Genomic DNA, 12,644 nt, shown 5'->3' on the forward strand with positions numbered 1-12,644 from the left:
GTGGGCGAAGAAGGTCGGCGGATGCGCATCGGCGAGCTGTCCGCCCGCACGGGCGTCAGCGTTCGCTCGCTCCGCTACTACGAGCAGCGCGGTCTGCTTACCGCCACCCGGACGACGGGAGCGCAGCGGCTTTACCCGGAAGACGCGGTGGACCGCGTGCACCTGCTGCGCCGGCTGTTCGACGGCGGCCTGTCGAGCGAGACGATCGCCGCGCTGCTGCCGTGCGTCGACACCCCCTCGGGCGACATCACCGTGCGGACGCTGGAAGTGATGCGGCGTGAGCGCAAGCGGATCGACGCGCAGATCGCCGCCCTGCTCACCACTCGCGACCACCTCGACGCACTGATGGCCGGGGCGGCGGCCCACCTCGCCCGCCAGCGTGACGACGCACTCGTCCCCACGGCCTGAGCGAGCACCCCGCGACGCGACGAGCCTCGACCCGCGACGCGGTCGAACTCACCCCGCGACTCGCCGCACCTCGCCGAGCCCGCTTTCGCCCGGCTCCGGGAGCGAAGCCGCCGGGTGTTCCGACGTCCACTGGCCGGCCGCGGCGATGTCGTTCTTCAGCGCCGTGATCAGGTCTTCCGCCGAGTTGTACTTCTCCTGCGCGCGCAGGTGGGACCCGAGCCACACCACCAGCGTCTCGCCGTAGAGGTCACCGCTGAAGTCCAGGACGTGGGCCTCCAGCAGGCGGTAGCCGTCCGCGCCGTAGTACGTCGGGCGGCGGCCGACCGAGATCGCCGCCGGCAGGCGCGTGCCGTCCGGGCGGCCGATCCAGCCCGCCCACACGCCGTCGCCCAAGGAGCCGTCCTGGTCGCGCAGCGCGATGTTGGCCGTGGGGAAGCCCAGCTCGCGGCCGCGCTGGTCGCCCGGTTCGACCGTTCCCCGCACCACGAAGTATTCCGGCATTCGTCCTCCCGAGGTTCCCCTTCCACGGTAGCGGGCGGACGAGCGGCGCTCACGGAGTGGACACGAGCACCGTGTCCGCCAGCACCGGCGCGTCGTCGCGCTCGACCGCCGACGTCGTCACCAGCACGCGGTCGTCGCCGGTGCGCCACGCCCGGATCCGCAGCGTCTCGCCCGGGAACACGACGCCGGCGAACTTCGCCGCGAACGACGCCACCCGGGCCGGGTCGCCGTCCAGGAACGCGTTCACCAGGACCCGCGCGACGATCCCGTACGTGCACAGCCCGTGCAGGATCGGCCGGTCGAAGCCCGCCGCCCGGGCGAACGCCGGGTCCGCGTGCAGCGGGTTCCGGTCGCCGCAGAGCCGGTACAGCAGCGCTTGCTGTGGCAGCGTCGGCGTCTTGACCACGAGATCCGGCGACCGCGTCGGCCACTCGATCCGGTCCGAAGGACCGCGTGAGCCGCCGAACCCGCCCTCGCCGCGGGCGAAGATGCTCGACCGGGCCGTCCACAGTGGATCGCCGGTCGACGACGTGACCGCGACCTCCTGGACCACGACCGCCGCCTTGCCCTTGTCGTACACGTCGGCGACCCGCGACCGCGCCACCGCCTTCCCCGAGGCCGGAATCGGCTGGTGCAGCGTGATCTCCTGCTTGCCGTGCAGCACCTTCGCCAGGTCGATCTCGATCCCGGGGAACGACACCGCCGGCGGGTCGAACACGCGCAGGTTGGCCGCGACCGTGGCGAACGTCGGCAGCACCACCAGATCCTGCTCGTAGGTGTAGTGCAGCTCGTCCGGGCCCGCGCCGAGCGCCAGGTGGTACAGCAGCACGTCCGACGACGTCCAGGCGAAGCTCACCTCGCCGATCTCGGCACCGATGGCAGCCGCGGGATCGATGGGCACGCGGGGACTCCTATTCGTAGCTGATCGAGACCTCGTCGGTGACCGGCAGCGACTGGCAGGCCAGCACGATGCCGTCCGCCAGGTCTTCGGCGTCGAGGACCTCGTTGTGCAGCATCTTCACCTCACCGGACACGACCCGGCAAGCGCAGGCGCTGCACTGCCCTTCGCGGCACGAGTACGGCGCGTCCATGCCGTCGTCCAGGAGCCGGTCCAGCAGCTTCCGCTGCCGCGGCCACGCCATCGACCGCGTCTGTCCGTCGAGGGTCACCGTCAGCGACGCCGGTGCTTCGTCCGAAGCCGGGGCTTCCTCGGAGACGGCCTCTTCGAACGGGTTCCCGGTCAGTGACGTGAACTTCTCGACGTGCACCCGCTCCCGCGGCAGGCCGAGCTGTCCGAGCGCTTCCCGCACGGCCGCCATGAACGGCGCCGGACCGCACAGGAACGCCTCGTGCGAGGGGTACGCCGACGCCAGCCCGCGCAGCTGCGGGACGTCCGGCAGGCCCTGGACGCTCTCCAGCCAGTGCACGACCACCAGCCGGTCGCCGTACCGCTTCGCCAGTGACGCCAGTTCGCCCGCGAAGATCACCGAACGCTCGTCGCGGTTCGCGTAGACCAGCACGACCCGCCCGGACCCGGTCTCCAGGGCCGTCTTCAGGATGGCCATCACCGGCGTGATGCCGCTGCCGGCGGCGAACAGCAGGAAGTCCTCGTCCGCCGACGCCGGGCAGAACACCCCGGCCGGCGCCAGCACGTCGAGCTGCATGCCCGGCCGCAACGACGAGCAGATCCAGCCGGACCCGTAGCCGCCGTCGGTGCGCTTGACCGTGACCTGGACGCGGTTCTCGTGCGGTGCGCTCGACAGCGAGTAGCACCGCGCCACCGAACCGGTCCGCTCGCTGGGGATCTTCAAGGTCAGGAACTGCCCGGCGGAATAGCGGAACGCTTCGGCGTGCTCGGGCGGGACCTCGAAGACCACCGACCGCGCGTCCGGCGTCTCGACGACGACGTCGGCGACGGTCAGCGTGTAGACCCGCTCAGCCATCGGCCACCGCCAGCGTGCCTTCGCGCACGGCGTCGCCGATGCTGTCGGCCAGCTTCGGGCACGTGTCGAGCAACGCCGACGGACCGTCGGCGTCCGCGAAGACCGGGCAGGTGTCGGCGGGCCGGGAAGTCCACTGGATGCTCGTGTGCTGGATGCTGTTCTTCTTCACCAGCACGCACGTGCCGCAGCTGCGGCACTCGTGCGGCCGCAGTCCGCCCGACAGGAACTCCGCCGCATCCGAGAACGCAGCCTGCTCGGCGGTGGTCACACTTCCGCCTCGGTCTTCTGCCGCGCCAGGTTCTCCGCGACCTCCGCCGCCCACGCCTCGTTCGCCTTCGTCGTGTCCACTTCGAACTCGAACCGCCGGGTCATGTCCTCGGTGACGTCGGCCGCGTCGACGTAGAACTGCTGGTACCAGCGGCGGAGCTGGTAGACCGGACCGTCCTCTTCGCACAGCAGCGGGTTGTCGATCTGAGTCTTGTGCTTCCAGATTTCGACGTCCTGCAGAAAGCCGGCGCCGATCCCGCGGGCCAGCTTCGCGGCGATCTTGTCCGCGTGCTCGTCGGAGATCCCCGGCAGCTTCTTGACCTTCATGCCGTACTGCAGCACGAACGACGTCGGCGTCACCGGGTAGTGGCAGTTGATGAGGACGCTCTCGATTTCGTAGCCCTGGAACGAGTTCACCAGTTTGTTGATCATGTAGGACGGGCCGAAGTAGGACGCCTCCGACCGCAGCAGGTTGTCCTCGCCGCCGTAGTTGGACGCCATGCCCATGTCCGGGCGGCCCTTCGTGTTGAGGTACTGCGTGGCGATGTGGCCTTCGAAGACGTTCTTGAAGTACGTCGGGTAGGCGTAGTGGATGTAGAAGAAGTGCGCCATGTCCACGACGTTGTCGATGATCTCCCGGCAGTTGGAGCCGTCGATGAAGATCTCGTCCCAGGTCCAGTGGCTCCACTCGGCGCTGTGGGCGGCTTCGATCCGCGGGATGGCCAGCTCTTCGGGCGGCGGGTTGCCCTCGGGGTCGTGCCACACCAGCAGCTGCCCGTTCTGCTCCTCCGACGTCCACGACCGCGTCCGCGCGCGCAGCGGAACCCTCTTGGCGTAGGGGATCGAGACGCACTTGCCCGTGCCGTTCCAGCGCCAGTCGTGGAACGGGCAGGCCACCTCGTCGCCCTTGACGCTGCCCTGGGTGAGGTCGCCGCCCATGTGGCGGCAGTAGCCGTCGAGCACGTGCAGCTGCCCGGCCGAGTCCGCCCACACCACGAGCTTCGTGCCGAACGCCGTGACGGAATGGGGTTTCCCGTCGCGGAAGTTCTCCGCCAGGCCCAGGCAGTGCCAGCCGCGGGCGAACCGGGTCGGCGGCTCGCCGGCGTAGATGGTGCGTACCGATTCCTGCGTCATCGCTGCCCTCCCGTGGTCCCCTGATCTTCGTTCGCCAGCCGCGTCGCCGCAAGGTAGCCGAACACCATGGCGGGGCCGATGGTCGCGCCGGGCCCGGCGTACGTCCGGCCCATCACGGCGGCACCGGCGTTGCCCGCGGCGAACAGACCCGGCACGGCCGAGCCGTCTTCGCGCAGGACCTGCGCGTGCTCGTCGGTGCGCAGGCCGCCCTTGGTGCCCAGGTCGCCTGGCACGATCTTCACCGCGTAGTACGGCGCCTTGTCCAGCGGGCCGAGGCTGGGGTTCGGTTTGTTGCGCGGGTCGCCGTAGTAGTGGTCGTACTTGCTGACCCCGCGGTGGAAGTCCTCGTCGACGCCGTTGCGCGCGAAGCCATTGAAGCGCTGGACGGTGGCTTCCAACGCGGAAACCGGGACGTCGATCTTCGAAGCCAGCCCGGCCAGCGTCGACGACTTCGCCGCGATCCCGGCCTTGAACCAGCGGCCGGGCAGCGGCTGGCGCGGCCCGATGCCGGTGAACATGTACCGGTCCTTGTAGCGCTGGTCGAACAGCAGCCAGGTCGGGATGTGCTCACCCGGCCCGTCCCCGTCGCCGTACATCGCGTGCACGGCCTCGACGTACGGCGCCGATTCGTTGACGAACCGCTGCCCGCGCGCGTCGACCATGATGCTCCGCGGCCGCGACCGCTCGGCCAGGGCGAACCACGGGCCGCCGGTGAGCGGCAGCGACGGCCCCCACCAGGCGTCGTCCATCAGGTCGAGTGCCGCGCCGAGCTTGAGGCCGGCGGTGATGCCGTCGCCGGTGTTGGCGGCCGCGCCGACGGTCCAGTCGACGCCGATCGGCGCGCGCTGGTACTTCTCGCGCATCTCGAGGTTCCGTTCGAAGCCGCCGCTGGCGAGGATCACGCCTCGCCGCGCGCCGATGACACCTTGCGACGTGACGACGCCGGTGACGCGATCCCCTTCGACCTGCAGGTCGAGCAGGGGCGTGTTCAGCCGGACGTCGACCCCGGCCCGGGCCAGGCCCACCCGCAGCCCGGCCGCAAGCGCTTGGCCCATGCTCAGCAGCTGCTGCCCGCGGAGCTTCCCGACGAGCCACTGGCGGCCGAGCGACAGCAACCGGACGGCGCCGCGCGGGTGCCGGGCCAGGAGGCTCAGCCAGCGGTAGTCGGCCTGGGTGATCGGGACGCCGAGCGGGGGCGCGCTGTACGGCGGTTCGAGGTGGGCCAGCTCGGGCCCGAGCAGCTTGCCGTCGAGGGCGACCGGCTCGACCGACCGGCCGCCGGGCCGTCCGCCGGGGGCTTCGGGGTGGTAGTCGCTGTAGTCGCGGACCCAGCGGAACTCCAGCGGCGTGTGGTCGCAGACGAACCGCAGCACTTCGGGGCCGTGCGCGAGGAACGTGTCGCGCCGGACGGCCGGGACGACGTCGCCGACGATCGCCGCCAGGTATTCGCGTGCCCGTTCGGGTGGTTCCTCGATCCCGGCGGCGCGCAGGGCGTGGTTGCCGGGCAGCCAGACGCCGCCGCCGGAGCGGGCGGTCGAGCCGCCGAAGCAGGCGGCCTTCTCCAGGACGACGACGCTCAGGCCGCGGTGGGCCGCAGCCAGCGCGGCGGTCATCCCGGCGGCGCCGCTGCCGACCACGACGACGTCGAACTGCTCCGTCATGTCACCTCGCCTGTAACGTGTTCCATGGAAAGAGTATCCAGTTGAGGGCCGCTTTCGGCCACCATAGACGAGAACGTGTTTCAGTTCTAGGGTAGCGCCCATGGACGCACTCGTCGCGGACGTGGTCATCGTGGGGTTCGGGGCGGCCGGCGCCTGCGCCGCCCTCGAAGCGGCCGACGCGGGCGCCGACGTCGTCATCGTCGAGCGCTTCGCCGGGGGAGGGGCCAGCGCGGTCAGCGGTGGGGTGGTCTACGCCGGCGGCGGGACCGGCCAGCAGCTCGACGCGGGTGTCGACGACTCCGTCGACGCGATGTACGCCTACCTGCGGATGGAGACCGGGGACGTCGTCTCGGAACGGACGCTGCGGCGGTTCTGCGAGGGCAGTCGCGAGATGATCACCTGGCTCGAGGGCAACGGCGTGCCGTTCGAAGGCAGCCTGTGCCCGTACAAGACGTCGTACCCGAGCGACGCCCACTACCTGTACTACTCCGGCAGCGAGGCCGCCGGGGGCTTCCGCGACGCGGCGAAACCGGCGCCGCGCGGCCACCGCGTCAAAGGGCCCGGTACGTCGGGGAAGACGCTGATGGCCCGGCTCAAGGCGGCCGTGCGCGCCCGCGGCATCCGGGTGCTGACGCAGACGACCGCCCGCAGCCTGATCCGCGACGACGAAGGCCGCGTCACCGGGCTCGTCGCCGACACCCTCAGTGAGGCCCCGGCGTCGATCAAGGCACGGCACCAGCGCTTCGCGCAGTACGCCGCGAAGCCCGGGATCTACGTGCCTTCGCTGCGCAAGTCGCTGCACCGGCGGGTCGAGCGGTTCGAACGCGCACACGGCCGTGAGCTGCGGATTTCCGCCCGGTGCGGGGTGGTGCTGGCCGCGGGCGGGTTCATCGCTAACCGCGAGATGGTCCGGGAGCACGCCCCGGCCTACCGCGGCGGCCTCCCGCTCGGCACGTCCGCCGACGACGGTTCGGGCATCCGCCTGGGCGTCGAGGCCGGCGGCGCGACCGGCGAGCTCGGCCGGATCTCGGCGTGGCGGTTCATCACGCCGCCGAGCGCGTTCCTCGGCGGGATCATCGTCGACGCCGCGGGCCGGCGGGTCATCGACGAATCCCGGTACGGCGCCGCGGTCGGCGAGAAGCTCATCGAGGAGCACAGGGGCAAGGGCTGGCTGCTCGTCGACGCGCCGATCGTCGCCGAGGCGCGGCGGGACACGAAGGCGCAGAGCCAGTGGTTCCAGGGGCTGCAGCTGCGGTACCTGCTGCGGCGCGGCCGCGTCACCGGGACGACCGTGGAAGAGGTGGCCCGCAGGGCCGGCGTCGACCCGCGGGGGTTGCGGGCGAGCGTCGAGGCCTACCACGGCGACCGGGACCCGGTCGGCAAGCCCGCCGAGTTCGCCCGGCGCCTGGACAACCCGCCGTACTCGCTCATCGACATCTCGGTGCGGCCGAACCTCGGGTACCCGACGCCGATGCTGACCCTCGGCGGCCTTCTCGTCGACGAGGACACCGGCGCGGTGCGGAGCGCGGCGGGAGCGCCGATCCCCGGGCTGTACGCCGCCGGCCGCACCGCCGTGGGAATCTGTTCCAGGTCCTACGTGAGCGGCCTCTCGCTGGCCGACTGCGTGTTTTCCGGCCGCAGAGCGGGGATCAACAGTGCGCTGGCGCAGGGCGTTCTCGACAAAAACGAGAACGTGTTCTAGTCTTGCGGCAGCGAGAGAAGGAGTACGCATGAGCGAGCAGGTGATCGCCGGGGTCCGGGACCTCCTGCCGGTCCTGCGGGAACGGGCCCAGGACACCGAGGACGCGCGCCGCGTTCCCGAGGAGTCCGTCAAGGCCCTGCAGGAGACCGGGTTCTTCAAGCTGCTGCAGCCGAAGCTCCACGGCGGCTTCGAGGCCGACCCGGTGAGCTTCTACACCGCGGTCAAGCTGATCGCGAGCGCGTGCGGGTCCACCGGCTGGGTCGCCTCCATCCTCGGCGTCCACCCGTGGCACGTGGCGCTGTTCGACGCGCAGGCGCAGCAGGAGGTCTGGGGCGAGGACCAGGACGTGCGGATCTCCTCGTCGTACGCGCCGATGGGCAAGGCCGAGGTCGTCGAGGGCGGCTACCGGCTTTCAGGCCGGTGGAGCTTCTCGTCCGGCAGCGACCACTGCACGTGGGTGCTCCTCGGGGGACCCGCGTTCTCCGATGGCAAGCCCGTCGACTTCTGCACTTATCTGCTGCCCATCGCCGACTACTCCATTGTGGACGTCTGGGACACGATCGGCCTGCGCGGCACCGGCTCGAACGACATCGTCGTCGAAGACGTCTTCGTGCCGCAGCACCGGGCGCTGAGCTTCATCGCGACGTCGAAGTGCAAGGTGCCGGGCCAGGCCGTCAACCCCGGCCCGCTGTACCGCCTGCCGTACGGTTCGGTGCACCCGACCACGATCACCGCGCCGATCATCGGCATGGCCCAGGGCGCGTACGACGCGCACGTCGAGCACCAGCGCAAGCGCGTCCGGGCCGCGTACGCCGGTGAGCAGTCCAAAGAGGACCCGTTCGCCAAGGTGCGGATCGCCGAGGCGGCCAGCGAGATCGACGCGGCGTGGCTGCAGCTGACCCGCAACATCGAGGAGCTGTACGAACTCGCCAAGCGCGAGCAGCGGCTGCCCGCGGACCTGCGGCTGCGCGTCCGCCGCGACCAGGTGCGCGGCACGGAACGCGCGATCGCGGCGATCGACCGGCTCTTCGAGAACTCCGGCGGCCGCGCGATCCAGCGCGGGACGCCGATCCAGCGCTTCTGGCGAGACGCGCACGCGGGCCGGGTCCACGCGGCCAACGACGCCGAACGCGCGTACGTCATGTACGGCACCGGCGCCTTCGGGCTCCCCGTCGAAAACGCGATGTACTGATGGCGGCTCCCGAAGGCAAGTACGTCCAGGCCGGTCCGCTGAAGCTGCACTACCACGAGGCCGGCGCCGAGCACGCCGAGACGGTGATCCTGCTGCATGGCGGCGGCCCCGGCGCGTCGGCGTGGAGCAACTTCGGCCGCAACCTGCCGGAGTTCGCCAAGCACTACCGGACGATCGCCGTCGACCAGCCCGGCTTCGGGCGGTCGGACAAGCCGACCGAGCACCCGCAGTACTTCCGGCACAGCGCGGACGCCGTCGCTGGCCTGATGGACGCTCTCGGGATCGAACGCGCTCACTTCGTCGGCAACTCGCTGGGCGGCGGAGCGGCGGTCAGGCTGGCGTTGAACCACGGGAAGCGGGCCGGGCGGCTGGTGCTGATGGGGCCGGGCGGGCTGAGCGTCAACCTGTTCGCGCCGGACCCGACCGAGGGCGTCAAGAACCTCGGCCGGTTCGCCGGGAAGCCGTCGCGCGAGCGGATGGAAGCCTTCCTGCGGATCATGGTCCACGACCAGAGCCTGGTCACCGACGAGCTGATCGACGAACGCTTCGCCGCCGCGAACACCCCGGAGTCGCTGGCCGCGATGCGCGCGATGGGGAAGTCGTTCGCGCAGCCGGACACCTACGAAGAAGGGATGCTCTGGCGCGAAGCACACCGCCTCCGCCAGCGCGTGCTGCTGATCTGGGGCCGCGAAGACCGCGTCAACCCCTTGGACGGCGCTCTGGTGGCGTTGAAGACGATTCCGCGCGCGCAGCTGCACGTGTTCGGCGGCTGCGGGCACTGGGCCCAGCTGGAGAAGTTCGACGAGTTCAACCGGCTGGCCCTCGATTTCCTCGGGAGTTCCTGATGGGCATCCGGTCACTGGGCTACCTCCGCATCGAAGCCACCGACATGGCCGCGTGGCGCGAGTACGGGCTCAAGGTGCTCGGCATGGTGGAAGGCAGCGGCACGAACCCGGACGCGCTCTACCTGCGGATGGACGACTTCCCGGCGCGGCTGGTCATCTCGCCCGGCTCCGCGGACCGCCTCGCGATCACCGGCTGGGAGGTCGCGCACGCCGCCGAGCTGGCCGAGCTGCGGTCGCGGTTGGACAGTGCGTCGGTGCCGTACAAGGAGGGCACGCCGGACGAGCTGGCCGACCGCCGCGTCGACGAGCTGATCAGCTTCGACGACCCGTCCGGCAACACCCAGGAGGTGTTCCACGGCGTCGCGCTGCAGCACCGGCGGGTGGTGAGCCCGTACGGCCACAAGTTCGTCACCGGTGAACAGGGGCTCGGCCACGTCGTTCTGTCCACAACGGACGACGAGGCGTCGCTGCGGTTCTACCGGGACGTCCTCGGCTTCCGGCTGCGCGACTCGATGCGCCTGCCGCCGCAGCTGGTCGGGCGGCCCGCCGACGGCCCGCCCGCGTGGCTGCGGTTCTTCGGCTGCAACCCGCGCCACCACAGCCTGGCGTTCCTGCCGATGCCGACGCCGTCGGGGATCGTGCACCTGATGGTCGAGGTGGAGAACACCGACGACGTCGGGCTGTGCCTCGACCGCGCGATCCGGCGCAAGGTGCCGATGTCGGCCACGCTCGGCCGGCACGTCAACGACCTGATGCTGTCGTTCTACATGAAGACCCCGGGCGGCTTCGACGTCGAGTTCGGCTGCGAAGGCCGTCAGGTCGACGACGACAACTGGATCGCCCGCGAGAGCACCGCGGTGTCGCTGTGGGGCCACGACTTCTCGGTCGGCGCACTGGGTCAAGGCCGCGCATGACCTCCGTGGCGGTCGACCGGACCGAGTTCCGCAGCGTGCTCGGGCACTTCTGCACCGGCGTCACGGTCGTCACCGGCCGGGACGGCGACACGCTCGCCGGGTTCGCCTGCCAGTCGTTCGCGGCGCTGTCGCTCGACCCGCCGCTGGTGCTGTTCTGCCCGGCCCGCACCTCGCGGACGTGGCCGGTGCTGGCCGCGGCGGGCCGGTTCGCGGTGAACGTGCTGGCCGAGGACCAGCAGGAGGTCAGCGCGGTCTTCGGCGCCCGCGGCGAGGACAAGTTCGCCCGGTTCGGCTGGACGCCCGCGCCGTCCGGCGCACCTCTGCTCGACGGCGCCCTGACCTGGATCGACTGTTCTTTGGAAGCCGTGCACGAAGCCGGTGACCACTACGTCGTCATCGGCCGGGTCACCGCGCTCGGCGCGCCGTCGGACGCGCGCCCGCTGCTGTTCCACCGCGGCCGCTACTCGGTCACCGAACCGGTCCGGGACGCGTTCTCGGCCATGCTGCCCTGGCCCCGCCCCGACGACTGGCTGTGACCGGCTCCCACGAGCGGGTGGTTGTGCACCGGTTCACAGGTGGGCCGCATCCCATTCCCAAGAGAAAGTCGACCCCCGGCGCGCACACTGTTACCGAGAAGACACCTTCCCGGGAGGAGTGAGTCGCGCATGCGCGGACGGATCGCCCGCTTCCGGCGCCGGTTGCTGCCGGGCCGCAACCCGCTGGCCCGGGTGGGCGACCGCGTCGAAGCCCTCCTGCTGCTCCTGGCCATCGCGGGCGCGATCCTCGCGATCCCGTTCGCGGCGGCGGTCGGCTCCGAGACGTACGCGGCCCAGACGGCCCGCGCGTCGCAGGAGCGCACGACCCGCCACCCGGCCACGGCCGTCTCGCTCGCGGCGGCGTCCGGCCAGTCCTACGGCACGGACGGCGCGGGCGCCCCGGTCGACCAGACCACGGTCCCGGCGGCCTGGTTCGACGCCCGCGGCACCCGCCACACCGGCGACGTCCTCACGGACGCGGGCAGCCCGGCCGGCACCCGGGTGCCGGTCTGGCTGGACCAGCACGGCGAGCTGACGACCGAGCCCCTGACCGCCTCGACGTCGGCCGCGGACGGGGTATTCGCGGCCATCCTGCTGTGGGCGGCGGTCACGGGCGGTTTGGTGGGGTTGTACGCGGCGGTGCGGTTCGTCCTGTCACGCTTGCACGCGGCGGCCTGGGACCGCGCGTGGGCGCAGGCCCGCCACGACAGCCGGTACTGACCCGTAACGTCGCCACCACCCCGGACGACTTCGTGTGTCGAGTCGATTCGTCGGGGAGGGCGCGGTTGTGTCGAGGCTGGCCACCGAAGTCGAGCACCGCGCCAGACGAGGAATCCTGCGGTTGCTGCAGGCGGCACTCAGCGGGCTGACCGTCTTCTACGTCGTCGCGATCTTCGTGAACCGGGAGCTGGGGTTCGTCGAGAAACTCGAACGCCCCCTGATCCTCACGGCGCTGCTGTTCATCCTGACCATCCTCGCCCGGATCGAGCGGCTGCTCGCGGAGCGAGCCGGCGCGACGGTGAAGGTGTACTCCGACCGGATACTCTTCTACCAGGCCACTCGCAAGGCCACCGAGAACGCCCGCAGGCGGATCTACGTGACCTACTTCCGGTCGACCAGCCCGACCGAACTGGATGCCGCGGTCGAGCAGCACTTCGAGGCGTGCCGGAGATGGGCACGAAGCTCGCCGAACCACGTCTTCCGGCGTGTGCTGCTGAATTCCGACAATCCGTCGATGATCGATCACCTCCGCCAGGAACTCGTGGCTGTCACTCGAGCGCAGGCGATCAAACGGCATTACAACATCAGCGTTCTGAACGACGTGGCTCAAGACGTGGGCGCCATCAGCCTCGGGATCTACGACGACGAGCAGGTCTTCATCTCCTACGCCAGCGGCCGCGACCGGATCGTCGGCCTCGGCATCCGCAGTCGCGAGGTCGTTCGTGACTGCTTCGAGCACTACTACGACCACCTGTGGTCGAACGCGACGCCGATCCAGAAGTGCCTGGAAAGCACGGCTCAGCCACCCGAACCGGGCTGAC

14 protein-coding genes are annotated in these 12,644 nt (G+C 70.8%); 8 read left to right on the top strand and 6 right to left on the bottom strand.

Annotated features, from left to right (window positions below):
- The gene (locus tag ACLJPY_RS14410; RefSeq protein ID WP_410588819.1) at positions 1-408 is read left to right on the top strand and encodes a MerR family transcriptional regulator; all 408 of its coding nucleotides are present in this window, start codon (positions 1-3) and stop codon (positions 406-408) included.
- Between the two features lie 48 nt (positions 409-456).
- Here ACLJPY_RS14410 and ACLJPY_RS14415 read toward each other — a convergent pair whose 3' ends face one another.
- Genes ACLJPY_RS14415 through kstD form a run of 6 tightly spaced genes read right to left on the bottom strand, consistent with a single transcriptional unit; the run spans position 457 to position 5,914 of the window.
- On the bottom strand, positions 457-909 hold the full coding sequence (locus ACLJPY_RS14415) for a riboflavin kinase (protein WP_410588820.1): 453 nt from the start codon (positions 907-909) through the stop codon (positions 457-459).
- 49 nt (positions 910-958) lie between these two features.
- On the bottom strand, positions 959-1,810 hold the full coding sequence (locus ACLJPY_RS14420) for a MaoC/PaaZ C-terminal domain-containing protein (protein WP_410588821.1): 852 nt from the start codon (positions 1,808-1,810) through the stop codon (positions 959-961).
- A gap of 10 nt (positions 1,811-1,820) precedes the next feature.
- A complete protein-coding gene (locus ACLJPY_RS14425; RefSeq protein WP_410588823.1) occupies positions 1,821-2,852 on the bottom strand; it encodes a 2Fe-2S iron-sulfur cluster-binding protein in 1,032 nt (343 codons plus the stop codon).
- Complete coding sequence (locus ACLJPY_RS14430) at positions 2,845-3,120, bottom strand: hypothetical protein (RefSeq protein ID WP_410588825.1); 276 nt, start codon at positions 3,118-3,120, stop codon at positions 2,845-2,847. The genes ACLJPY_RS14425 and ACLJPY_RS14430 overlap by 8 nt, the downstream gene beginning before the upstream one ends.
- Positions 3,117-4,253: a Rieske 2Fe-2S domain-containing protein gene (locus ACLJPY_RS14435; RefSeq protein ID WP_410588826.1), complete on the bottom strand. Its 1,137-nt coding sequence runs from the start codon at positions 4,251-4,253 to the stop codon at positions 3,117-3,119. The genes ACLJPY_RS14430 and ACLJPY_RS14435 overlap by 4 nt, the downstream gene beginning before the upstream one ends.
- On the bottom strand, positions 4,250-5,914 hold the full coding sequence (kstD, locus tag ACLJPY_RS14440; RefSeq protein WP_410588827.1) for a 3-oxosteroid 1-dehydrogenase: 1,665 nt from the start codon (positions 5,912-5,914) through the stop codon (positions 4,250-4,252). The genes ACLJPY_RS14435 and kstD overlap by 4 nt, the downstream gene beginning before the upstream one ends.
- A 100-nt stretch (positions 5,915-6,014) precedes the next feature.
- Between kstD and ACLJPY_RS14445 the strand changes: the two genes are divergently transcribed.
- From ACLJPY_RS14445 to ACLJPY_RS14475, 7 genes are all read left to right on the top strand, one after another.
- A complete protein-coding gene (locus ACLJPY_RS14445) occupies positions 6,015-7,616 on the top strand; it encodes an FAD-binding protein (RefSeq protein WP_410588829.1) in 1,602 nt (533 codons plus the stop codon).
- Positions 7,617-7,644: 28 nt separating this feature from the next.
- Complete coding sequence (gene hsaA / locus ACLJPY_RS14450; RefSeq protein WP_410588830.1) at positions 7,645-8,808, top strand: 3-hydroxy-9,10-secoandrosta-1,3,5(10)-triene-9,17-dione monooxygenase oxygenase subunit; 1,164 nt, start codon at positions 7,645-7,647, stop codon at positions 8,806-8,808.
- Positions 8,808-9,653: a 4,5:9,10-diseco-3-hydroxy-5,9,17-trioxoandrosta-1(10),2-diene-4-oate hydrolase gene (gene hsaD / locus ACLJPY_RS14455; protein ID WP_410588831.1), complete on the top strand. Its 846-nt coding sequence runs from the start codon at positions 8,808-8,810 to the stop codon at positions 9,651-9,653. Before hsaA ends, hsaD begins: the two co-directional genes overlap by 1 nt.
- Complete coding sequence (hsaC, locus tag ACLJPY_RS14460; protein ID WP_410588832.1) at positions 9,653-10,567, top strand: iron-dependent extradiol dioxygenase HsaC; 915 nt, start codon at positions 9,653-9,655, stop codon at positions 10,565-10,567. Before hsaD ends, hsaC begins: the two co-directional genes overlap by 1 nt.
- A complete protein-coding gene (gene hsaB, locus ACLJPY_RS14465; RefSeq protein ID WP_410588834.1) occupies positions 10,564-11,103 on the top strand; it encodes a 3-hydroxy-9,10-secoandrosta-1,3,5(10)-triene-9,17-dione monooxygenase reductase subunit in 540 nt (179 codons plus the stop codon). Before hsaC ends, hsaB begins: the two co-directional genes overlap by 4 nt.
- A 129-nt stretch (positions 11,104-11,232) precedes the next feature.
- Positions 11,233-11,823 (top strand): hypothetical protein, encoded by a 591-nt coding sequence (locus ACLJPY_RS14470; RefSeq protein WP_410588835.1) that lies wholly within the window; start codon positions 11,233-11,235, stop codon positions 11,821-11,823.
- Between the two features lie 121 nt (positions 11,824-11,944).
- Positions 11,945-12,643 (top strand): hypothetical protein, encoded by a 699-nt coding sequence (locus tag ACLJPY_RS14475; protein ID WP_410588836.1) that lies wholly within the window; start codon positions 11,945-11,947, stop codon positions 12,641-12,643.
- Position 12,644: the final 1 nt, after the last annotated feature.

The organism is Amycolatopsis sp. lyj-23, from assembly GCF_046549135.1.
Taxonomy (GTDB): Bacteria; Actinomycetota; Actinomycetes; order Mycobacteriales; family Pseudonocardiaceae; genus Amycolatopsis.